The sequence below is a fragment of the Streptococcus caprae genome (assembly GCF_042649745.1).
In the GTDB taxonomy this organism is placed as follows: domain Bacteria; phylum Bacillota; class Bacilli; order Lactobacillales; family Streptococcaceae; genus Streptococcus; species Streptococcus caprae.
Genome location: NZ_JBHRZV010000053.1, coordinates 76,566 through 97,345 on the forward strand (window position 1 = coordinate 76,566; position 20,780 = coordinate 97,345).

A 20,780-nucleotide genomic window follows, 5' to 3' on the forward strand; every position below is an offset into this window, starting at 1 on the left:
TTAGAATGTTAAAACGAACTCTACATAGCGAGGTTGGACTTTATACCCAACCTCCTAAAGATTATTTTTCAAATTATTGACCACCAGGTCTACCTTGTCCTGGGCCGCCTTGTCCTCTAGGTGCACCGCCACCCATCATGGATTCGGTGATTTCATTGACCGTTTCTCCGTTGACGATCAGCGTTCCGCCTGTGTAGCTTGCATTTCCGCTGAAGTCAAAGGCTGATTGCCCCGTCACGGTGATGGTACCTCCAGTTACGGTGAGATCACCGTTTGAGTCAAGGGCATCGGTATCGCCTGACGCCATTTCAATAGTCAGATTACCACCATTTACGGTCAAGGACACATCTGGTTGCACATCCATGTCACCACCTGTGAAGGCCCAGTCAGAGGCGTTAATACCATCATCAGATGCGACAATTTTGATATCTCCATCATTGATCGTTACCGTTTTTCCTTCCATCCCTTCAACAGAAGATTGAATGTCGATAGTTCCACCATCTACGACCAAGTCATTTGAGGCATGGACGGCATCGTCACCTGCATTGATGGTGATGTTACCAGACTGGATGTAGAGGTTCCCCATGGTTGTATCTTCATCATTGTCTGAGTGGAGAGCATCTTCTGCTGCTGTGATGGTCATGGTTGAGTTAGTGATATTGAGGGCATCATTGGCAGACACCGCATGTTTCACCGTCGATGTAATCGTGTAAGTACCGCCTGTGAACTTGACATCGTCATTCCCCTTGATGGCATTATTGTAGTTCCCTGTTACGGTCAGACTACCAGAACCATTAAAGGTGATGTCTTTTTTAGAGTAAATGGCTGCGCTGTAGTCCGTCGCGGTACGGTTAGCTGAATCTTCGATGATATTGTTAGTGCCAGCTGCACTTGTTACTACAACCTTGTCTGCATTGGTTACCGCAATCAAAGCATCAGTCCCTGTCATGGTCATGCCATTAAGTACCAATTGAACCTTATCGCTGTCACTAGCTTCGACTAAAATTTGTACCCCATCACTCTCACCAGAAATGATATAGGTACCACCAGCAGTAATTTTCACTACTGAACCGGAAACAGATACGCCATTTCCAGATACGGTCGCAGATGAACCAGAAAGCTTGATGGTTGATGCCGAAGACTCATCATAAGTATCAGTCATATCAGTATCAGTGAAATATTCTGTATTAGCTGTCGTTGACTGACTAGAGGAAGTGCTTGTTGAAGTTGTAGTCGTCACTGTAGCTGTCGATGTTTTGCTCTCTGAAGTTTGCGTCGAGCAAGCTGCCAAAGATACCGCCATCAGGACAGCTGGGACTAATAATTTTATTTTGTGCTTCATAAGAAAAAGTCTCCTTTAGTTTTAACTGACATTAGTCTATCAGCCCTGACTAAAAGAAACCTTAAGGAATATCTAATCTCGTTTTATTTAAGAATGTTTAAAGAAGATGACTATACATGCTACCCGAATTGCAGAACAGACTACTAAAACACTGGCTGCAGATTGCATCCTTAGTCTTTCTGAGAAATCGCTCTTAGCCCAGAACATAGTCAAAAAAGGGTTGGCGGTCAGCAGCGAGGGCTGATTCCACGGTCAAGAGACGATTATAGTTCCAGTCCTTAATGCGGGTTTTCATAGCAGCGCTAGGTGCTTGCTGCTCTGCTATTTGCCCAAAAAGATCCAACTGAATAGCTTGATCAGTCGGCTCAGACGGAGGCACTGAAAAGGTGCTATCATCCATCTGGACGATATTATAGGATATAATCCGAGCAATCTCCTCGCGGAACTGAGGGAGCGGAGCCAAGAAGAACTTAGCCGCATAATAGGCATCAAAGGTCTTGAGCAACTCGTCCCGCAGTAGAAAGAGATCGTCCCCCGCCAAGAGATAGGCGTAGCTGGTCTGATAGGCGATCTGAGCCCAAGTGAAAAAGGCATTCGGACTAGTAACCTCTCGCATGATAGCCTGTAACTTAAGGTCTAGAATCCCCGCCCTCTGCAAGATTGGAATAGTCTGTCCTGTGGCCTGATGATAGGGCGTTATCAGAAACCCTCCTTCGAGTGCGCGCTTATCTAACCACCGCGTTTCAAGAAATTCTGTCCATGAGAGAAAATCCATCCCTGTCAACTCCAAGTCAATAACGTGCTGAATTCCATCCAAGTTTATAGCCTCTGCTGCTTGAGCAGAACCTTCTTCTATCTTAAGTGCCAATGGTTTAATCACATCTTGATAGATACCAGTAAACTTAAGGGTCGACAGCTCATCTGTCGCCTGAAATCCTCGGCCCCGAAAGGCTTGTCGCTCACTGGCCCATACGAGAGGCTTGCGCGTCGTCCGGTCTATTAACAAAAGATGCTCCAACTGCTTCCGATGATTCTTCGAGCCCACGGCCTGTCACACTCCTCATTTCACGTCTAGATCATAGCAGAGCAGAAAACCTGCTGAACTAAGTCTTTTACATTCCCTATTATACCATGTTTAAGAGACAGTAACCTGATAAATATCTACAAATATCAAACCGTTACAAGGTCCAAAAAACACCCAGAAAAAATTCTGAGTGTTTATTCTGTAATGAAATGAACGTTCAGACGAGGAACTAAGAGACAGGCTATACTACCGTTCACCCAGTCGAAAGTCACGTTCGTTCACAATTATTTAGCTTTACGAAGAGCTCCGAAGAGAACACCTGACACCACCGCACCAATCAAGATGAAGAGGATGTAAAGGAGTGGGTTGCTTGTAAGAGCGATTACGAAGAGTCCTCCGTGAGGAGCAAGAAGCTTAATACCAGAGAGACCTACAAGGGCACCAGCAAGAGCTGAACCTGCAACGAAACTTGGAATCGCACGAGCTGGGTCAGCAGCCGCAAACGGAATGGCACCTTCAGTGATGAAGGAAAGACCCATAATGATGTTGGTCAAACCTGAGTCACGCTCTTCTTGCGTAAATTTATTTTTAAAGAGAAGGGTTGCAACAAAGACTGCAAGAGGTGGAACCATACCACCAGCCATTACAGCCGCCATAACGACTGAACCACCGTCAGCAACTGTTGCAGCAAGTGTACCTGTACCAAAGACGTAAGCTGCCTTGTTAACAGGACCACCCATATCAACTGCCATCATTCCACCAACAAGAAGACCAAGGAGAACAGCTGAGCTACCTGACAAGCTTGTCAAGAAGTTATTAAGCGCAGTGTTGATCGCAGCCATAGGAATGTTGATGAAGAGCATGAGCAAGCCTGTTGCCATAACGCCGAGGAGTGGCAAGAACAAGATAGACTTAGCACCTTCCAATGAGCGAGGAACTTTCACATATTTTTTAATGGCAAGAACCACATAACCTGCTACAAAACCACCTACAAGGGCACCAAGGAATCCAGAAGGAACTCCAGCAAGAGCAGAGGTTGCTTCACCGCCCGCAGCATAAGCTACTTTTCCATAAGCCAATCCACTTGAAGCAATGGCACCAGCTACGAAACCAGAAACCAAACCTGGTTTTTCAGCGATTGAGTATGCTACATATCCAGCAAAGACTGGCAACATGAAACCAAAAGCCGCTTGACCAATCTTCATGAAGATGGATGAAATTTCATGGTAAGACCCAAGATTTCCAAGACTATCTTTTGGCACACCCATGATATTGTCAAAGAGGAAGGCAAGGGCAATCATGATACCGCCACCGATAACGAATGGCAACATTTGAGAGACACCGCTCATGAGGTGTTTGTAGAAGGCTTGACCTGCTGACGATTTCTCATCAGATGTACTTGCTTGTACACTAGCGTTTTTAGCAGTGAAGGTTTCTGCACGGCCATCCAAGATGGTTTGGATCAACTCTTCTGGTTGACGAATACCAGTCGCAACTGGTTTAGAGATAAGCTGTTTTCCGTCGAAGCGGTCTGTTTCAACAGCCTTGTCCGCTGCGATGATAACACCTGCAGCTTTCGCAATTTCATCTGCCGTCAAACGGTTGCCAACACCAGAAGCACCGTTGGTTTCGACGCGGACGTTAACGCCCATTTCTTTACCAGCCTTGATGAGTGCTTCCTCAGCCATGAAGGTGTGAGCAATCCCTGTTGTACAAGCTGTTACTGCTACAATGAGAGGTTGGTCATCTGAAACTGCTGCTGGAGCAACTTCTGTCGCTGCAGATGCAGCTTCTTCTGCGTCAAAGGTTGCAATCACTTCAGCCGCTGAGTTTGCGACACGCAATTTGTCCGCAAAACCTGGCTTCATCAAGTACTTAGACAATTCAGCAAGAGCAGCCAAGTGAGTGTCGTTTGCCCCTTCTGGAGCTGCAATCATGAAGAAGAGGTCTGTTGGTTGACCATCTAATGAGGCATAGTCAAGGCCGTTAGCTGATTTAGCAAAGAGTACAGTCGCTTCTTTCACTGCTGCGTTCTTAGCATGTGGCATAGCAATACCATCTCCAAGACCTGTTGAAGTTTGGGCTTCACGGTTCATGATACCCGCTTTGAAAGTATCAAAGTCCGTCACGACACCGTTGGCAACCAAGCTGTTAATCATTTCATCGATGGCAGCTTCTTTTGTTGTTGCTTGCAAGTCCAGCAACATCACGTTTTTGTTTAAAACATCCTGAATTTTCATCTTTTCTCCACTTCTACTTGTTGGTAAGTTTCTTTGATAAAGTCAATGCTGGCCAAATCATCTGAGAAGGCCGTTGCGGTTCCGCAGGCGACACCCCATTTGAGGGCTTCCAGCGGATCCTTAGAATGAACAAATTCACCTGTAAAGCCTGCGACCATCGAGTCCCCAGCTCCGACAGAGTTTTTCACGACACCCTTGATAGGCTTAGCAAAATAAGTTGCCTCAGGTGTCACAAGCAAGGCGCCATCGCCTGCCATGGAAATGATAACATTTTGGGCACCCTTGGCCAAAATCTGACGAGCGTAGGTTTCCACATCATCAATACCGTTGAGCTCGACACCAAAGATGGCTTCCAGCTCGTGGTTATTTGGTTTGACCAGAAGAGGTTGGTAGGCCAGGCTATCCAGCAAGGTCTGCCCTTCAAAGTCACAGACCACCTGAGCACCCGTTTCCCGAACCAATGGAATCAGTTCATTGTAGACCTGATTACCAAGACTGGCTGGTGCCGAACCTGCAAAGACGACGGTATCATCTGCTGACAAGCCCGACAGAACCCGCTTGAGTTCCTCCAACTGGGCTGTGGTCACATCTGGACCAGCTCCGTTGATTTCTGTCTCTTGGTCGGCCTTGATTTTCACGTTGATCCGTGTATCTTGGTCCACCGCAACAAATTGGGTCTTGATGCCTTCAGCCACAAGTCCGTCTTCAACGAATTTGCCTGTAAAGCCACCTAGAAAACCAGTCGCTGTATTGTCGTAGCCAATCCGTTGCAGGATTCGACTGACGTTGATACCTTTCCCCCCCGCAAACTTATCATCGCTGTCCATGCGGTTGACACTACCGGTCTCAACATGGTCCAAACGAACGATAAAGTCAATGGACGGGTTCAAGGTAACTGTATAAATCATACCTCCATAACCTCCGTTTTCTCCTTGAGATTCTTCGTTAAAACATTCAGTGATTTATTGGTAATAACGCTAGCCTTCTCAATGCCAGTTACCTTGACAAAGGAAGTCTGACTGAGTTTGGTGTTATCCACCAAAACGTAGGCCTTGCGTGCATTTTCAATAATCAACTGCTTAATCACTGCCTCTTCCAAATCTGGTGTCGTAAAGAAATTTTCATCTACCCCATTCATCCCCAGAAAAGCCTTGTCGAAATTGAGCCGTTTAATCTGCTCAACAGCTAGCTGACCGACGGAAGCATCCGTCGACTGCTTAACAAAACCACCGATAATAATGGTCTGAATTCCTCGTTCAACCAACTTGGACGCATGGTGGATGGAATTGGTCACCACAGTCACCTGTTTGAAGGTCAACTCACGGACCAAGAGCTCCGTTGTTGTCCCAGCATCAATGAAAACCACATCTCCTTCATCAATCTGAGCCAAGGCTTCTTTAGCAATGGCCATCTTTTCTTGAACGTTTTTGATGGATTTTTCCTGATTGCTGAGTTCTTCTTGCAGGCTTGCGATGCGTTCTGCACCACCATGGACTCGGCGTAATTTATTTTCACTCTCCAGCTCATCCAAATCACGACGGATAGTCGACTCAGAAGTTTCCAATAAATTGGTCAATTCTTCCAAAGAGACCGTGTTTTCTTCACGAATCTTATCCGTAATGAAGCGTTTGCGTTCAGATTTTAAAATAAACAGCACCTCCTCGCAATCGTTTACAAAACCTATTATACCTCATTTTTTGTCTCTGTCAATCACTTTCTATCAAAATCTTTCAAAAAATATCATTTTGGTTCCGTTATCATTTTGAAAACTATCATAACCTTTCAGAAAATGAAAAAGAGTCTGGGCAAAAACTCTCAGAAATTGTAAAAGGCTTAGATAACGTCCTCAAAAAACGTTGATTCTAAACCTTTTTTTATTCTATACTGTTTACAAGAAGAGTTGAATTCTGAGTTTTTGCCCAGCCTCGATTTTACTGAATGAGTGATGTGGAGTGTACCACACGATTGTCACGATCTGGATAGATGTAATTGATGGCCTGGTTAACTGCAATCGGTGCTTCACCATAGCCAACCGCAATCAAATCAACCTTGCCGGCATATTCTGCAGCATCACCGATGGCATAAACACCTTCTAAAGTTGTCTCATAGGTCGGCGATACCAAGATACTACTCCGCTTGCTCTCCACCTCCCAGTTACGAAGGTTCTTGTTGGAGGTCGCAAAGCCATAGCTAACAATAACAGAGTCAAAGTTTATCTCTTTAGTCTCATCAGATTTGACCTTTTGGATGGTGATTGAACTTGCCGTCTGACCATCTCCCTTAATCTCAACTGGCACAAAAGGTGTTTTGATAGCAACAGATGAGGCCTGCAAGAGTTCCACACTATGTTCGTGAGCTCGGAAGGTATCACGGCGATGAATAACTGTCACAGATTTAGCAATCTTTTCTAGAGCCAGAGCCCAATCAACAGCTGAGTCTCCGCCTCCAAAAATAGCCACATCCTGTCCAGTAAACTGGTCCAGTTTACGGACGTTATAAAAGAGATTATTATCCGCATAGTTCTCTTCGCCGTCAACCCCTAATGGGCGTGGGGCAAAGGCTCCATTTCCACAAGCGATGATGATGGCACGCGCCCGGTGGGTTCCCTTATTAGTTGTAATGGTAAAAATACCATCCGTCTTTTCAAAGGTCAATACCTCTTCCTTAAGAGTGATGGTAGTGCGATCTTTAAAGCGCTCTAATTGCTCAATCTGATTGGCAACCAAATCACCGCCTGAAATAGCTGGATAGGCCGCAATGTCGTAAATCATTTTCTCAGGATAGAGGATAGCAGGTTGGCCACCGAGCTCCGAAAGGGCTTCGATAATCTGAACACTCATCCCCCGTAGACCCGCATAAAAGGCCGCAAAAAGCCCTACAGGACCGCCCCCGATAATCGTTATGTCATGAATCTTAGTGTCTGTCATGCGTTTCCTCCTCTTCTTTTATCTGTTCCAATAGCAGAGCTTCTTCTGACGTTAATTCATACTTTTCAAGCAAGTCAGGTCGGCGTGCTAGGGTTTTTCGCAAGCTTTGCTCAATCCGCCATTTTCGGATATTTTCATGGTGGCCGCTCATGAGGACATCAGGAACTGTCATCCCGCGGAAATCATATGGCCTTGTGTACTGAGGAAATTCTAGCAAACCTGACGAAAAACTGTCATCCCGGTGACTGGCTTCCTTGCCCAGAACCTCTGGAATGAGACGAACTGTCGCATCCACCATGGTCATGGCAGCGAGTTCCCCACCAGTCAAGACAAAGTCTCCGAGAGAAATCTCATCCGTCACTAATGTCTTGATCCGCTCGTCGTAACCTTCATAGTGGCCACAGATGAAGACCAGATGCTCCACTCGAGCCAACTCCTCTGCGTAGGCCTGATCAAAGGTCCGCCCAGCGGGATCCAGCAAAATCACGCGGGGCTCTGCTATTTTTTCCAAAGCCTCAAAGGCATCAAAGATCGGCTGGGCCCGCAACAACATGCCCTGACCACCACCGTAGGGCTCATCGTCGACATGGCGAGCCTTCTCAGCATACTCTCGAAAGTTGTAGTAATTGATGTCTAGCAGCCCCTTCTCCTTGGCCTTGCCGACAATGGAATGCTCCAGGGGGGCAAACATCTCAGGAAAGAGGGTCAAAATATCAATCTTCATCGTCTAGTCCCTCAAGAACATCAACATCCACGCGCCCTGCGGCTACATCAACCTTTAGAACCACCGGCGGAATGTAAGGCAAGAGCAAGTCACGTTTGCCCTTACGCTTGACTACCCAAACATCATTCGCCCCTGGTTGGAGGATCTCCTTGATCTGACCGATGAGAACATCGTTCTCGTAAACATCCAGACCGATAATTTCATGATAGTAGAATTCGTCCTCATCTAGGTCTGAGAGATTTTCCTCTGCTACCTTAAGGGAAAAGCCCTTGTATTTTTCAACATCGTTGATGTGATAGAGGCCCTTAAATTTGACGATGTCAAAGTTTTTCTGCTTGCGGTGACTAGCAATTTCTAGAGTAGTCACGAAGTGATCCTTGTCATCAAAGAGAGCCAGCTGGGCACCTTTTTTAAAGCGCTCCTCTGCAAAATCCGTCACAGACATCACCCGTAGCTCACCTTGCAAACCTTGAGTGTTAACAATTTTTCCAACGTTAAAATAATTCATATCTTGTCGTCATCTCTAGTCCGAGATGACATCCTTTCCAAATCTTAGGGCAGTTATCATTTTCGCCCACATACGCCTACTATTCTACCATGGCAGAGCGGATTTCACAAATTAAGACTTGCTGAATAGCAGAAAATGCACAATACTCTTCCAAAAAACCTTATCCTAAAACACATTAAATAAAGGACTAGAAAAACCAATGGAGCCTATCCTGAGAGGGAGTCCATTGGTTTTAATGTTTTCACAGACTAAGTTCCACTTACAGAATGAGTGAAATTAACTATGGATTTTTGCGATTCAATGTCAGAATCCTGAACGAGTCTACTCATTGTTTGATTTAATTGTAGTAGGACTAGTGTGACGTTTGGCTAGGAGTGAAACTGGTTTCGTATTCGTTTCAGATACAATTTCTAATTCGTGCCCTAGTTCAACAATAAGATTAGATTTTATATAAACATTCTTCGTGGAAACACCTTGAATTGATGCTAGGCTGTATCCATTCACCAAAATATCATAGCGCTCAGCAAGTTTAAAATCATAATGAAACACAGCAATACCATCCTTATCAGTAACTAGCTCTCCTATCGTTTGATGACTATCATCTCTCAAACAAACAATTTGGAAGGCGCACGGATAACCGTCCTCATTTCTTACAACAACTGTTAACGCCTTATTTTTTGTGGTATTGGATTGACTATTCTTCATGCTTAAATCGTCTGTTTTTGCAGGATAATAGCGTTCGCCATCTCCCATAACAAGCAGCCCCAAACTATGATCAATCGGAAGATTTTGTCCAACCTCTTTATCCTGTGGACTCTCTTTACCATTAGCTATATTAAATAACTGATGTAAATGCTTATCGTTCTGAGATGGCAGGGAAACTTCCCTCTTCCTACTCTCCATTCCATTAGCAAGCGCTATGAATTTATAAATAGAAGATTGAACGAAAGTTTTTGCACCACTAGGATTTTCTAAGCGTACCGTTTTAGGCTGATTGACCCCTACTCGACCATATCTTACACCATTGACATAATAGTTATATTCAGCTTGCTCTGCTATCCCTTCCTCAAAAATTGCATAGCCGTGCTCACACGTCTTACAAATTCCAATGGTCTGTCCTTGATTATTTTTAAGCTCTACACGCTGCTGAGCCAATGGCTGAGCATCGGCACCTTGTACCATTAAACTGATGGTATTTTTCTTGTCATCTGATAGGGAATCAACCTTAAAAGTTTCGGAAACTACCATGCCAGGCCTGCTAGGTGATAATAGAGGTTGGCTTTGAGCTCCTTCAACCTCTACTTCAAACCTTCTTGTCATAGAAAGTTGATTAAAAGCCGCCACTCCCTTTCTATTAGACAATGAACTGGCCACATAGACTAGTCCTTCGTCTCTCGATTCCCACACTGTTACTCTCTTACCAGATAAACTTCGACCATTAGTATCAATAACAGTAGCAACAAACCCAAAATCACCCGTCTCTGGAACTGTCGTTTGTGGAACTGTCGTTTGTGCTTGTGCTGGACACGATTGGCTGATTCCATAGCAGCATCCAACTACTACTGATATTCCAATTCTCAATCCCTTTTCAATTAGCATTCTTTTCATAAAATTCTCCAATAGTTATAGAACTGACGATGATTGGTCATTTTACAATTGACTGAATTTTGACTAGGTAGTTTCAACTGATATTCTAGGTGATTCAGTCTCTTATATTTAACCAGTAAAGTAACAGTGTATCAAAATACTTGGAGATGTCAAGCTATCTTCTAAAAATTGTCATCATATTCTACACAAAAATGAATTTTGTCAAAAAAAACAGCCAGGCGAACCTGACTGTTCCTTGATTATTTGACTAGAATTACTTCTCATCAATCACAAGTCTTACTTTTTTACCTTGGGTTGGCACAGAATATACAATCGTCCTTATCGCCGTAATGGTACGGCCTTTTTTACCGATTACTCGGCCAATGTCCTGTGTATCCAAGTCAAGGTGATACTCCAGAAACTCTGGTGTGTCTTCAATTTTGATAGTTAAGCGATCCGGTTGCGACAAAAGCGGCTTTACGATAGCGATAATGAGATTTTCAATTGTGTCCATAGGCTTTTATTATTTTGAGAATTTAGACTCGTGGAATTTCTTCATCACACCTTCTTTTGAAAGGATGCTGCGAACAGTATCAGATGGTTGAGCACCTTTTGATAACCAGTCAAGAACGCGGTCTTCTTTCAAAGTTACTTGGTTTTCAGAAACGAGTGGGTTGTAAGTTCCAACTGTTTCGATGAAACGACCATCACGTGGTGAACGTGAGTCTGCAACGTTGATACGGTAGAAAGGTTTTTTCTTAGAACCCATACGAGTTAAACGGATTTTTACTGCCATTTGAGATTTTTCTCTTTTCTTTATTTTTTATGGAGGATAGCAGAGCTATTCACTCACTTTAACCATTATAACACAAAAACAAAGAGTGTCAAGAAAAAAACTTGACACCTTTTAAAATATTTTTCCTAGGAGTGTTCCCCCATAAATCCAGAAATAGCCGTAGCAAAAAATAGATAAGGGTTTGCACAGAATAATAATCAGTAAAAACTTCCGATAGCTCATCTTAGTTAATCCAGTCACCATGACAATAATATCAGCGGGTGAAACTGGAGAAAGCATACTAAGGGCAAAGAAAGTATCATAGGTTGGATTGCTCAGTTTGTGTTCGAACTTCTCCAACCGCTTCTCATCAATGAAGAGAAGGATAAAGGGACGGCCGAATCGGCGAACCAGCCAAAACAGCAGGATCGACCCAATCAAAATACCAATATAGTTCAGTAAAAATCCCATCACTGGACCAAAGGCTAGAAATCCGACCACTGTTGTCACCCCACCTGGAATAATCGGGATAACCACTTGGATAATTTGGATAAGGAAAAAGATAATGGTTCCCAAAAAATAATGGCCTCTAATCAGCTCAGCTAAAGCATCTGGCTTGTTCATGATATCCAGCCCCTTTAACAGATAAGCGATCAGTATAATCGTAAATAAGATAGAGACAAAACCCAGAAAATGGATAATTTTCTGCCATCTCTGGTATCGCTTATTGCCTGTTGGATTATTCATAGCGGAGCGCCTCAATCGGATTTAATTTACTTGCTTTATTAGCTGGAAGTATACCAAATATAATACCAATAACAGCAGAGAAAATCAAACTTCCGATGGCAACCTGTGGCATGATAACCATCTTCATATCTGGGAAAGAATTGCCAAGCACAATAGTTAAGCCAAATGCTATTGCAAGTCCAATCAGTCCACCAATCAATGTCAGTACCATAGACTCAATTAAGAACTGGGTCAAAATATTGCGACGTGTCGCTCCCAGCGCCTTCCGCAGACCAATTTCGCGCGTCCGTTCGGTTACAGAGACCAACATGATATTCATCACACCGATACCACCTACCAGCAAGGAAATCCCTGCAATAGCACCGATAACAGCCGTCATAATACCGTAAGCCGAATTAATTTCTTCAATCATCTTGGTCATATCAAAGCTGGTATAGTGTCCATCTTTGCTACCTGATAATTGGGTTAGAACTGCGGTTGCTGAACTGGCAATCTCAGCTGACTTAGATACATCAGCAATATGAAGGTAGACAGAGCTGAGCTCATCCATATTATACTCTGCCGCCAATTGAGTATTGGTCATGATAGCATTTCCTTCGGAAGCCATTCCGTACATGGCCGTCCCGGCATTAGGATCTTCGTATACCCCGACAACCAGATAGGATTTGCTACCGACAGTCACGACTTTATTGAGAGAAGCCTCATCACTACCAAAAAGTTTAACAGCCAACTTAGTATCTAACATAATCACGCGCGAAAAATTCGCATAGTCTTGGTCATTAAATTTACGACCTGCCAAGATTTTATAATTTTTGACAGAAAAGTAAGTCTTATTAATTCCTGTTATATTAACAGACTCTGCCTTTTTACGGTCGTATTCGACGGTTCCTGTCGTGTTATTAGTTCCAAAGTAGCCTTCAACACCGTCAACTTCTTCAACAACTTTTTGGAGCCACTCTTCCTGCATTTTGGGTGCTGTCGCCACTTCTTCTGTATAACCGTAACCAAAGGTTATACCAGAACTTTCTTGACTATCCTGGGTATCATTGGATTCAAAATAAACTTGAACATCTTGCTGGTCTGCAGAGAACATATCAGTAACCTGAGAGGTCATCCCTTGTCCCAGAGCCATAATAACCACGACAGAAGCTACACCAATGATAATACCGAGCATGGTTAAGAATGCCCGCATCTTGTGCCCCATGATAGAGGAGATTGCAAATTTCCAATTTTCCATAGCGACCTCCTTAATCTATACGGACACTGTCTGTCGTATCTTGGGTAATCTCACCATCACGGATGACGATGCGACGACTGGCATACTCAGCAATCTCAGGTTCGTGAGTAACCATAATAATGGTTTTTCCCTCACGGTTGAGCTGGGTCAACAGTTCCATAATTTGATTACCAGTCTTGGTATCCAATGCTCCTGTAGGTTCATCTGCTAAGATAATTGACGGACTATTAACCAGAGCACGGGCAATAGCCACCCGTTGTTTTTGACCTCCTGAAAGTTCAGATGGTAAGTGGTTCATCCGCTCGGCAAGCTCTACTTTTTCTAGATACTGAACGGCTAATTCCTTTCGTTTTCCAACTGGCATGCCTGCATAAATCAGCGGAAGCTCGACATTCTCCTTAGCAGATAGTTTGGAAAGTAAGAAGAATTGCTGGAAGACAAAGCCGATTTCCTTATTACGAACTTGGGCTAGTTTTTTTTCATTGAGCTCTTCAACATGCGTTTCATTGAGCTCATAGTCACCACTGGTCGGCGAATCCAACAAGCCAATAATGTTCATCAGGGTTGATTTACCAGAACCTGAGGGGCCCATGATGGCTACGAATTCACCTTCGTAAACCGTCATATCAATCCCTTTTAGAACTTGTAACTCTTGGTCACCGTTCTTATAGGATTTCGTAATCCCACTCAATTCAATGAGTTTTCGTGATTGATCATTGTGCATTTGTCACCTCTGCTTCTGTCGATTCAGGGGCTTTAGTAGTTGCCTCCGTAGCCTGTGTTGTTTCAGCTTGTGAAGACTCATCCGAACCATTTTCAGACTTGACATCCTCAACACTTTGTCCATCTTGAAGGACATAGTCACCTACTGTAATGACTTTATCACCCGCTGCTAGTCCAGAAACAATTTCTTGAGAAGTCCCATCTGCTGAACCCAATGTTACTTCTGTCTTTTTAACTTTGGTAGTTTTAGTATCGTAGACAAAAACGTAAGATTTATCATCTTCTGTAACGATGGAGGTCAAAGGAACCAGTAAGCTCGTCTTTTGATTAACAACTTCTACAGATACAGCTGACCCTTGACGTAGGCTTCCCAAGGCACTAGTGATATCAATCTTATAAGGATAAGATGCCGTTGTTGTAGCAGTCGAACCAGCTGCAGCATTAGAATCAGCAGAACTATCCGTCGTAGGATAGTTTGAAATTTCAGCAATTTTTCCAGTCCATTCTTCGTTAGGGTAAACCTTAGACTTGATTTTTACTTCTTGACCAACTTTAGCATTTGCCATCTCGTACTCTGTTAAGTTACCGATAACTTGCAATTGCCCTTCACTGGTAATGTGTACCAAGGTTTGTGTTGTTTGAGAAGTTGGTGAAACATTATGATTGATTTCAACAACTGTACCCTGAACATCACTTAAGATAACTGTTTTGTTTAAGGCTGCTTGTGCCTTGTCAACTTCAATTTGAGCATTGGCGTAGGAATCATTAAGTTCTTGCAATTGGTTATTGTAAGTAGCTATTTGGCTTGCAGATGGTTCAACCGTCTCAGAGGATGTTTCTCCAGTTTCAGAATCGGTGCTTGTTACAGTTGATGCCTGAACACCATAGGTTTTTAAGAAGGTAATTTCGCGTCCGATTTTATTAAGAGACCGTACTGCTTGATCGTAGGCTTGCTGAGCAGCTGTTGCATCATACTGAACCAATTGCTGACCTGGCACAACTTGATCTCCTACAGCGACATTATAAGTGAAATTTTCACCCTTCGTAGAATCGTAATAAACATATTGTTCGGATAACGCCTTTACTGTCCCAGATAGTAGGGTACTAGATGCAATCGTCCCCTCCTTAACTTCTGAATAGGTATAGGTTGTTGGAGTCACTGTTTGCTCTTGCGACTGATGATTCATCCAACCAACAGTCCCTACTCCTCCAACTAGAAGTACACCCGCTGCCGCTAATCCGATAATTGTTTTTTTAGAGAGTTGTTTTTTTCCTTTTTTAGCCATGATATGCTCCTTGATTTGATAAAAATAGTAAAACAGAGTTGTTAATCCCCTCAATTACAGGTGCTAACCTCAGTTTAAACCAAACAGACCAGTCTAAACTTACAGTTTTAGAGTCAAATCTTACAATATTGAAAGAAAAACTGCTGCCTCACTTTGTATTGTTTTTATAACACAATTATAGAATGGGACAATTGCCTTGTCAAGTATTTTTATCAAAAATAAAAAGACCGTTCAAAAAGCTATTAGATAGGCGTTGAAACGGTTCTAGATTAATCTAGTACTTCTATTTTTTAAGATATCATTGGCTTTTTTGTATGAGCCTCTAGTACAAATCAAGGTAGCCATAATGAAATTTTTGGTTGGGTCGAATGACACGTGTCAGCCCAAGTTCCTCAAAGGTCTGGTCCCTGAAATGTGCCTTGAGAATAATCTTTCGTCTAGCCACACGACAGGCCTGTTCAAACAACTCCTTGCTCAGTGGACTGGAATTAGCAAGTCCTAAAAGACCAGATAAATTTGCTGACTCTGCTATTTTTTCCGAAAACATAGGATCAAAATAGATAATATCCACAGACTTCGAGGGTTGAGCCTGAAGATAGGTGAGACTGTCCGAATGAAGAGTGACCAATTCACGCATGGCACGGTTGAGTTTAGGAAGAGCTGTTTGGGTATGCTGAAGACCATAAGTCACTAAGTAGTGTATGAGATGATTGGATTCCAATGCCGTCACCTCATGACCAGCTGAAGCCATTACTAAACTATCAGAGGCCAGTCCCATCGTGCAATCTAAAATCGTAATAGACTCATTACCAATCAGGTTTAGTAGGGGATCATGCGAAGCCTTAATCCTTAGCATGGCAGTATCCGGATGAAAAAATAGACTCTGACCACTTGACTGCTCTAGGGATAAACGCTCCTTTGACAGGACCAAAACAGTCTCCCAGTCAAGAAAAAGTTTGGTCAAAGACAGCTTTTGGCGTTCCAAATAAGGGATATTCAAATCTTTGGCGATAGTCTTTGCCTGCTGACGAAGGTCGTCCGTCAGTCTTAAGCTAGTTGTTACACATACGTTCATGCTCTTATTATAACAAAAATCAGCAGACCATACCTGCCGATTTTTGTTCAATCTGTATTAGATAGCTTGGGTTGAGAAACCACGACTTTCCAGTACCTTGAGCATGGCTTCTGCCGTATCAAGGGCGGTAAAGAGTGGCACTCCTGCTCCAATGGCAGAGCTACGGATGACTTGACCATCTGGGTCAGCCACACGTTTCTTCCCAACCGTATTGATGATGGCTTGAACCTTACCTGATTTGACCAAGGCTGGGATGTCATTATCAGACTGCTCACCAATCTTCTCAACTGGCAAGGCCTTGATACCATACTCAGCAAAGTAGGCTGCTGTTCCCTCGGTCGCCATGATGCTATATCCGATAGCCTCAAAGCGTTTGGCTAAATCAAGCGTTTCTTCCTTGTCTTCATCAGCAACGGTGAAAACAACATTCCCAAACTCTGGCAAGTGGAAGTAACTTGCTTCAAAGGCCTTGTAGAGGGCTTTTTCAAGGGTATTGTCAGAGCCCATAACCTCACCTGTCGATTTCATTTCAGGACCAAGCAGACTGTCTACCTTGGCTAATTTACTGAAGGAGAAGACTGGGGCCTTGACATGGACTTGTGAAGATTCAGGATAGAGACCATCTTCATAGCCCAACTCTGTCAAGGTCTGACCAAGAATCAGTTTGGTTGCTACTTGGGCCATTGGGATATTGGTTACCTTGGACAAGAATGGCACGGTCCGGCTGGCACGTGGGTTAACCTCGATGACATAAACCGTCTCATCCTTGATGACAAACTGAATGTTCATCATACCGATACAGTTCAGGCCAATCGCTAGACGTTTGGTGTAATCCGCAATGGTCGCTTGGATTTCAGGAGATAAAGTCTGTGGTGGGTAAACCGCCATAGAGTCTCCCGAATGGACACCGGCCCGCTCGATATGTTCCATAATCCCAGGAATGAGGACATTCGTTCCGTCAGAAATGGCATCTACTTCGCACTCCCGACCAACAATGTAACTATCGACGAGAACAGGATGGTCAGGACTGGCCTCAACAGCTGTCCGCATGTAACTGCGGAGGTCCGCCTCATTTTCCACGATTTCCATGGCACGACCACCGAGAACGTAGGACGGACGCACGAGAACTGGGAAACCAACCTTGTGGGCCGCTTCGACCGCTTCCTCTTCATTAGTTGCCGTTTGTCCAGGAGGTTGTGGGATATCAAGGGCTTTGAGAGCTTGCTCAAAGAGGTCACGGTCTTCAGCACGGTCAAGGTCAGCTACCTGAGTTCCTAAAATAGTTACGCCAGCGTTTGACAGACTTTCTGCCAGGTTGATGGCTGTCTGACCACCGAACTGAACAACCACACCCTTAGGCTGTTCCAACTCGATAACGTTCATGACATCTTCAAAAGTCAATGGCTCAAAGTAAAGCTTGTCAGAGACAGAGAAGTCCGTTGAGACCGTTTCTGGGTTGGAGTTCATGATGATGGCTTCGTAACCAGCTGCCTGAATGGCCTTCACTGAGTGGACTGTAGCGTAGTCAAACTCTACCCCTTGCCCGATACGGATTGGGCCTGACCCCAAAACGATAACGGATTCTTTATCGGACTTGATGGACTCATTTTCCCACTCGTAGGTTGAGTAGAAATAAGGCGTGCTGGACTCAAATTCGGCGGCACAGGTATCGACCATCTTGTAGACTGGGATGAGTTTATTCTCGATACGGATCGCACGCACGTCTGCTGCTGTCTGGTTCCAAAGGTCTGCAATCTTACGATCCGCAAAACCATTACGTTTGGCAATTTTGAGCAGGTCAAGGTCACCGATGTTCGCTTTGAGGGCTTCTTCGATTTCGACAATGTGAAGCAGTTTATCCAGGAAGAAGAGGTCAATTTTGGTCAGCTCTGCGATTTCTTCGACAGAAATGCCACGGCGGATAGCCTCAGAAACGTAGAAGAGGCGGTCATCCTGAGCCTTAACCATCATGTCAAAGAGGCGGTCATCAGACTCATCAGCAAGCTCTGCCATTTGGTTGTGGTAAACACCAATCTCAAGGGAACGGCAAGCCTTGAGCAAGCTTTCCTCGATGTTACGACCGATGGCCATAACTTCTCCCGTCGCCTTCATCTGTGTACCAAGACGACGCTCACCGTTTTCAAACTTGTCGAATGGGAAACGTGGAATCTTAGCGACAACGTAGTCGAGAGCTGGCTCAAACATGGCGTAGGTTGTACCTGTGACAGGGTTGATCATCTCATCAAGGGTCAGACCGACTGCAATCTTGGCAGCCAATTTGGCAATCGGATAACCAGTTGCCTTGGAAGCCAAAGCTGATGACCGAGATACCCGCGGGTTAACCTCGATAACATAGTATTTAAAGGAATGAGGGTCCAAGGCCAACTGAACGTTACAACCACCTTCGATTTTGAGGGCGCGGATAATCTTGAGACTGGCATCCCGGAGCATTTGGTTCTCGCTATCAGACAGGGTCTGAGTCGGCGCAAATACGATGGAGTCTCCCGTATGGATACCAACTGGGTCGAAGTTTTCCATGTTACACACAACGAGGGCATTGTCTGCTGCATCACGCATCACTTCGTACTCGATTTCCTTGAAGCCTGCAATGGAACGCTCAATCAAACACTGAGTCACAGGAGAGAGTTTGAGACCATTTTTAGCAGTCTCACGGAGCTCATCTTCGTTGGCACACATACCACCACCTGTACCACCTAGAGTGAAGGCAGGACGCACGATAACCGGATAGCCGATGCTGTTGGCAAATGCTAAGGCAGCTTCAACTGTCTCCACGATTTCAGACTCAGGGATAGGTTGTTCCAATTCTTCCATCAGCTGTTTAAAGAGATCACGGTCCTCAGCCTGATCGATGGCTGATAACTTAGTCCCAAGAAGTTCAACATTGAGCTCATCGAGAATACCAGCCTTGGACAAGGTCATGGCCATGTTAAGACCAGTTTGTCCACCTAGAGTTGGTAACAGAGCATCCGGACGTTCCTTACGAAGAATCCGAGTTACAAACTCTAGCGTAATCGGCTCAATATAAACCTTATCAGCGATTTCTTTGTCCGTCATAATCGTAGCAGGGTTTGAGTTGACGAGAACAACCTCGTAGCCTTCCTCCTTGAGGGCCAGACAGGCCTGGGTTCCAGCATAATCAAACTCTGCAGCTTGTCCGATGATAATTGGACCAGACCCAATCACCATAATCTTTTTAATATCAGTACGTTTTGGCATAATTTATGATACAAAGCCCGTTAAACAAGCACCGTCAAAATAGGAAACCTGACAAAGACGCTCGCGTCTAGGAAGGATTTCTCTTTTTGACACAGCTTGTAGGGCGTGTTCAAATAAGCAAACTATCTGAACCTTGTATCTTCTCCTTTCTCTATTGTCTAGCTCACGGGTTAGGCTTAAATATCAGGACAACTGACTGAGGGAAAACCTCAGTAGTCTTCACAAGTAAGGGTGTCATTAGGTTTACTGTTGGCTCGCTTGGAAGGCATCAATCAGTTCTAGGAACTCATCAAAGAGGTAGCTAGCATCGTGTGGACCTGGAGCAGCATCCGGATGGTATTGGACAGAGAAGGCTGGGAAATCGCGGTGGCGAACGCCTTCGACCGTTTTATCGTTGATTTCTTCATGAGTCACCATGAGGCAGTCAGGAAGAGTGTCGCGATCAACGGCAAAGCCATGGTTCTGACTGGTAAAATCTACACGGCCAGTTGCGATTTCACGCACCGCATGGTTAAATCCACGGTGACCGAACTTCATTTTGAAGGTTTGAGCTCCATTTGCTAGGCTGAAGAGTTGGTGGCCCATACAGATTCCAAAGACAGGGATTTTTCCTTGAATGCCACGAATCATGTCAAGTGCGTGTGGCACATCCGTTGGGTCTCCAGGGCCGTTGGACAACATGACACCGTCTGGGTTGAGGGCCAAAATCGTCTCAGCTGTCGTATCGTGAGGGACCACGGTAACATTGCAATCACGTTTTGAAAATTCACGGAGAATCGAGTGTTTAAGACCAAAGTCCACAAGGACGATATTTTTCCCAACACCCGGTGCAGGGTAAGCAGTCTTGGTAGATACTTGAGCAATATTATTGGTCGGCAAAACAGTCGCGCGTAGTTGATCCGTTAGGTGCTTGATATCATCACCAGGATTTGCCAGACTCGCCTTCATTGTCCCGTTGCTACGGATAATCTTGGTGAGGGCCCGGGTGTCGATCCCTGAAATACCAGGAATGTTTTTAGCCTTAAGAAATTCGTCCAAGGTCATTTGGTTACGCCAGTTGCTGGCACGACGTGCATGTTCACTGACGACAACACCCTTACAGGTTGGGCTGATAGACTCATAGTCATCGCGATTGACCCCGTAGTTACCAACCAGCGGATAGGTAAAGATCAAAATCTGACCGTTGTAAGATTGGTCTGTGATGGACTCCTGATAGCCTGTCATCCCTGTTGAGAAGACCAACTCCCCCGTCACATCCATATCTGCTCCGAAGGCCTCTCCTTCAAAAACAGTACCGTCTTCTAAAATCAATAATCGTTTTGCCATTTTTTCTCCTTTTGCTTCTCTC

Annotated in this window: 18 protein-coding genes; all 18 read right to left on the reverse strand. The window is 44.5% G+C overall.

Translation table 11 applies throughout. The features are described 5' to 3' along the window. Positions 1 to 73: 73 nt before the first annotated feature. Positions 74 to 1,342, reverse strand: a complete 1,269-nt coding sequence (locus ACFORF_RS10825; RefSeq protein WP_380428105.1) for a carbohydrate-binding domain-containing protein — start codon at positions 1,340 to 1,342, stop codon at positions 74 to 76. A gap of 193 nt (positions 1,343 to 1,535) precedes the next feature. Continuing rightward, positions 1,536 to 2,387, reverse strand: a complete 852-nt coding sequence (locus ACFORF_RS10830) for a hypothetical protein (protein WP_380428107.1) — start codon at positions 2,385 to 2,387, stop codon at positions 1,536 to 1,538. A gap of 263 nt (positions 2,388 to 2,650) precedes the next feature. Continuing rightward, complete coding sequence (locus tag ACFORF_RS10835; protein WP_380428109.1) at positions 2,651 to 4,606, reverse strand: PTS fructose transporter subunit IIABC; 1,956 nt, start codon at positions 4,604 to 4,606, stop codon at positions 2,651 to 2,653. Then, the gene (gene pfkB / locus ACFORF_RS10840; RefSeq protein ID WP_380428111.1) at positions 4,603 to 5,514 is read right to left on the reverse strand and encodes a 1-phosphofructokinase; all 912 of its coding nucleotides are present in this window, start codon (positions 5,512 to 5,514) and stop codon (positions 4,603 to 4,605) included. The genes ACFORF_RS10835 and pfkB overlap by 4 nt, the downstream gene beginning before the upstream one ends. Next, positions 5,511 to 6,254, reverse strand: a complete 744-nt coding sequence (locus ACFORF_RS10845; protein ID WP_380428230.1) for a DeoR/GlpR family DNA-binding transcription regulator — start codon at positions 6,252 to 6,254, stop codon at positions 5,511 to 5,513. The genes pfkB and ACFORF_RS10845 overlap by 4 nt, the downstream gene beginning before the upstream one ends. Positions 6,255 to 6,537: 283 nt before the next feature. Further along, positions 6,538 to 7,533, reverse strand: coding sequence for an NAD(P)/FAD-dependent oxidoreductase (locus ACFORF_RS10850; RefSeq protein ID WP_380428113.1), 996 nt, complete (start codon positions 7,531 to 7,533; stop codon positions 6,538 to 6,540). Then, positions 7,520 to 8,257 carry a tRNA (guanosine(37)-N1)-methyltransferase TrmD gene (trmD, locus tag ACFORF_RS10855; RefSeq protein WP_380428114.1) on the reverse strand — a complete coding sequence of 246 codons (738 nt, stop codon included), beginning with the start codon at positions 8,255 to 8,257 and terminating at the stop codon, positions 7,520 to 7,522. Before trmD ends, ACFORF_RS10850 begins: the two co-directional genes overlap by 14 nt. Further along, positions 8,247 to 8,765: a ribosome maturation factor RimM gene (rimM, locus tag ACFORF_RS10860; protein WP_380428116.1), complete on the reverse strand. Its 519-nt coding sequence runs from the start codon at positions 8,763 to 8,765 to the stop codon at positions 8,247 to 8,249. The genes trmD and rimM overlap by 11 nt, the downstream gene beginning before the upstream one ends. 321 nt (positions 8,766 to 9,086) lie before the next feature. Further along, on the reverse strand, positions 9,087 to 10,373 hold the full coding sequence (locus tag ACFORF_RS10865) for a hypothetical protein (RefSeq protein ID WP_380428118.1): 1,287 nt from the start codon (positions 10,371 to 10,373) through the stop codon (positions 9,087 to 9,089). Positions 10,374 to 10,626: 253 nt separating this feature from the next. After that, positions 10,627 to 10,866 carry a KH domain-containing protein gene (locus ACFORF_RS10870; protein ID WP_380428120.1) on the reverse strand — a complete coding sequence of 80 codons (240 nt, stop codon included), beginning with the start codon at positions 10,864 to 10,866 and terminating at the stop codon, positions 10,627 to 10,629. A gap of 9 nt (positions 10,867 to 10,875) precedes the next feature. Next, entirely contained in the window at positions 10,876 to 11,148 is a 273-nt protein-coding gene (rpsP, locus tag ACFORF_RS10875) for a 30S ribosomal protein S16 (protein ID WP_380428122.1), read from the reverse strand. A 111-nt stretch (positions 11,149 to 11,259) separates the two neighbouring features. Beyond that, positions 11,260 to 11,874 carry a TVP38/TMEM64 family protein gene (locus ACFORF_RS10880; RefSeq protein ID WP_380428124.1) on the reverse strand — a complete coding sequence of 205 codons (615 nt, stop codon included), beginning with the start codon at positions 11,872 to 11,874 and terminating at the stop codon, positions 11,260 to 11,262. After that, positions 11,867 to 13,111: an ABC transporter permease gene (locus ACFORF_RS10885; protein ID WP_380428126.1), complete on the reverse strand. Its 1,245-nt coding sequence runs from the start codon at positions 13,109 to 13,111 to the stop codon at positions 11,867 to 11,869. Before ACFORF_RS10885 ends, ACFORF_RS10880 begins: the two co-directional genes overlap by 8 nt. Before the next feature lie 10 nt (positions 13,112 to 13,121). Beyond that, positions 13,122 to 13,835: an ABC transporter ATP-binding protein gene (locus ACFORF_RS10890; protein ID WP_380428128.1), complete on the reverse strand. Its 714-nt coding sequence runs from the start codon at positions 13,833 to 13,835 to the stop codon at positions 13,122 to 13,124. Beyond that, the gene (locus ACFORF_RS10895; protein WP_380428130.1) at positions 13,825 to 15,120 is read right to left on the reverse strand and encodes an efflux RND transporter periplasmic adaptor subunit; all 1,296 of its coding nucleotides are present in this window, start codon (positions 15,118 to 15,120) and stop codon (positions 13,825 to 13,827) included. The genes ACFORF_RS10890 and ACFORF_RS10895 overlap by 11 nt, the downstream gene beginning before the upstream one ends. Positions 15,121 to 15,442: 322 nt before the next feature. Then, positions 15,443 to 16,195, reverse strand: coding sequence for a class I SAM-dependent methyltransferase (locus ACFORF_RS10900; RefSeq protein ID WP_380428131.1), 753 nt, complete (start codon positions 16,193 to 16,195; stop codon positions 15,443 to 15,445). A gap of 57 nt (positions 16,196 to 16,252) precedes the next feature. Continuing rightward, positions 16,253 to 19,432 (reverse strand): carbamoyl-phosphate synthase large subunit, encoded by a 3,180-nt coding sequence (carB, locus tag ACFORF_RS10905; RefSeq protein ID WP_380428133.1) that lies wholly within the window; start codon positions 19,430 to 19,432, stop codon positions 16,253 to 16,255. A 243-nt stretch (positions 19,433 to 19,675) separates the two neighbouring features. Continuing rightward, positions 19,676 to 20,758: a carbamoyl phosphate synthase small subunit gene (locus ACFORF_RS10910; protein ID WP_380428135.1), complete on the reverse strand. Its 1,083-nt coding sequence runs from the start codon at positions 20,756 to 20,758 to the stop codon at positions 19,676 to 19,678. Positions 20,759 to 20,780: the final 22 nt, after the last annotated feature.

What these genes read in the sequence shown, in the direction of transcription:
- ACFORF_RS10880 (WP_380428124.1), bottom strand. Translation starts at nt 11,874, where the DNA reads ATGAATAATCCAACAGGCAATAAGCGATACCAGAGATGGCAGAAAATT.
- carB (WP_380428133.1), bottom strand. Translation starts at nt 19,432, where the DNA reads ATGCCAAAACGTACTGATATTAAAAAGATTATGGTGATTGGGTCTGGT.
- ACFORF_RS10870 (WP_380428120.1), bottom strand. Translation starts at nt 10,866, where the DNA reads ATGGACACAATTGAAAATCTCATTATCGCTATCGTAAAGCCGCTTTTG.
- ACFORF_RS10865 (WP_380428118.1), bottom strand. Translation starts at nt 10,373, where the DNA reads ATGAAAAGAATGCTAATTGAAAAGGGATTGAGAATTGGAATATCAGTA.
- rimM (WP_380428116.1), bottom strand. Translation starts at nt 8,765, where the DNA reads ATGAATTATTTTAACGTTGGAAAAATTGTTAACACTCAAGGTTTGCAA.
- ACFORF_RS10825 (WP_380428105.1), bottom strand. Translation starts at nt 1,342, where the DNA reads ATGAAGCACAAAATAAAATTATTAGTCCCAGCTGTCCTGATGGCGGTA.
- ACFORF_RS10835 (WP_380428109.1), bottom strand. Translation starts at nt 4,606, where the DNA reads ATGAAAATTCAGGATGTTTTAAACAAAAACGTGATGTTGCTGGACTTG.
- ACFORF_RS10900 (WP_380428131.1), bottom strand. Translation starts at nt 16,195, where the DNA reads ATGAACGTATGTGTAACAACTAGCTTAAGACTGACGGACGACCTTCGT.
- rpsP (WP_380428122.1), bottom strand. Translation starts at nt 11,148, where the DNA reads ATGGCAGTAAAAATCCGTTTAACTCGTATGGGTTCTAAGAAAAAACCT.
- trmD (WP_380428114.1), bottom strand. Translation starts at nt 8,257, where the DNA reads ATGAAGATTGATATTTTGACCCTCTTTCCTGAGATGTTTGCCCCCCTG.
- ACFORF_RS10885 (WP_380428126.1), bottom strand. Translation starts at nt 13,111, where the DNA reads ATGGAAAATTGGAAATTTGCAATCTCCTCTATCATGGGGCACAAGATG.
- ACFORF_RS10895 (WP_380428130.1), bottom strand. Translation starts at nt 15,120, where the DNA reads ATGGCTAAAAAAGGAAAAAAACAACTCTCTAAAAAAACAATTATCGGA.
- ACFORF_RS10850 (WP_380428113.1), bottom strand. Translation starts at nt 7,533, where the DNA reads ATGACAGACACTAAGATTCATGACATAACGATTATCGGGGGCGGTCCT.
- ACFORF_RS10910 (WP_380428135.1), bottom strand. Translation starts at nt 20,758, where the DNA reads ATGGCAAAACGATTATTGATTTTAGAAGACGGTACTGTTTTTGAAGGA.
- ACFORF_RS10890 (WP_380428128.1), bottom strand. Translation starts at nt 13,835, where the DNA reads ATGCACAATGATCAATCACGAAAACTCATTGAATTGAGTGGGATTACG.
- pfkB (WP_380428111.1), bottom strand. Translation starts at nt 5,514, where the DNA reads ATGATTTATACAGTTACCTTGAACCCGTCCATTGACTTTATCGTTCGT.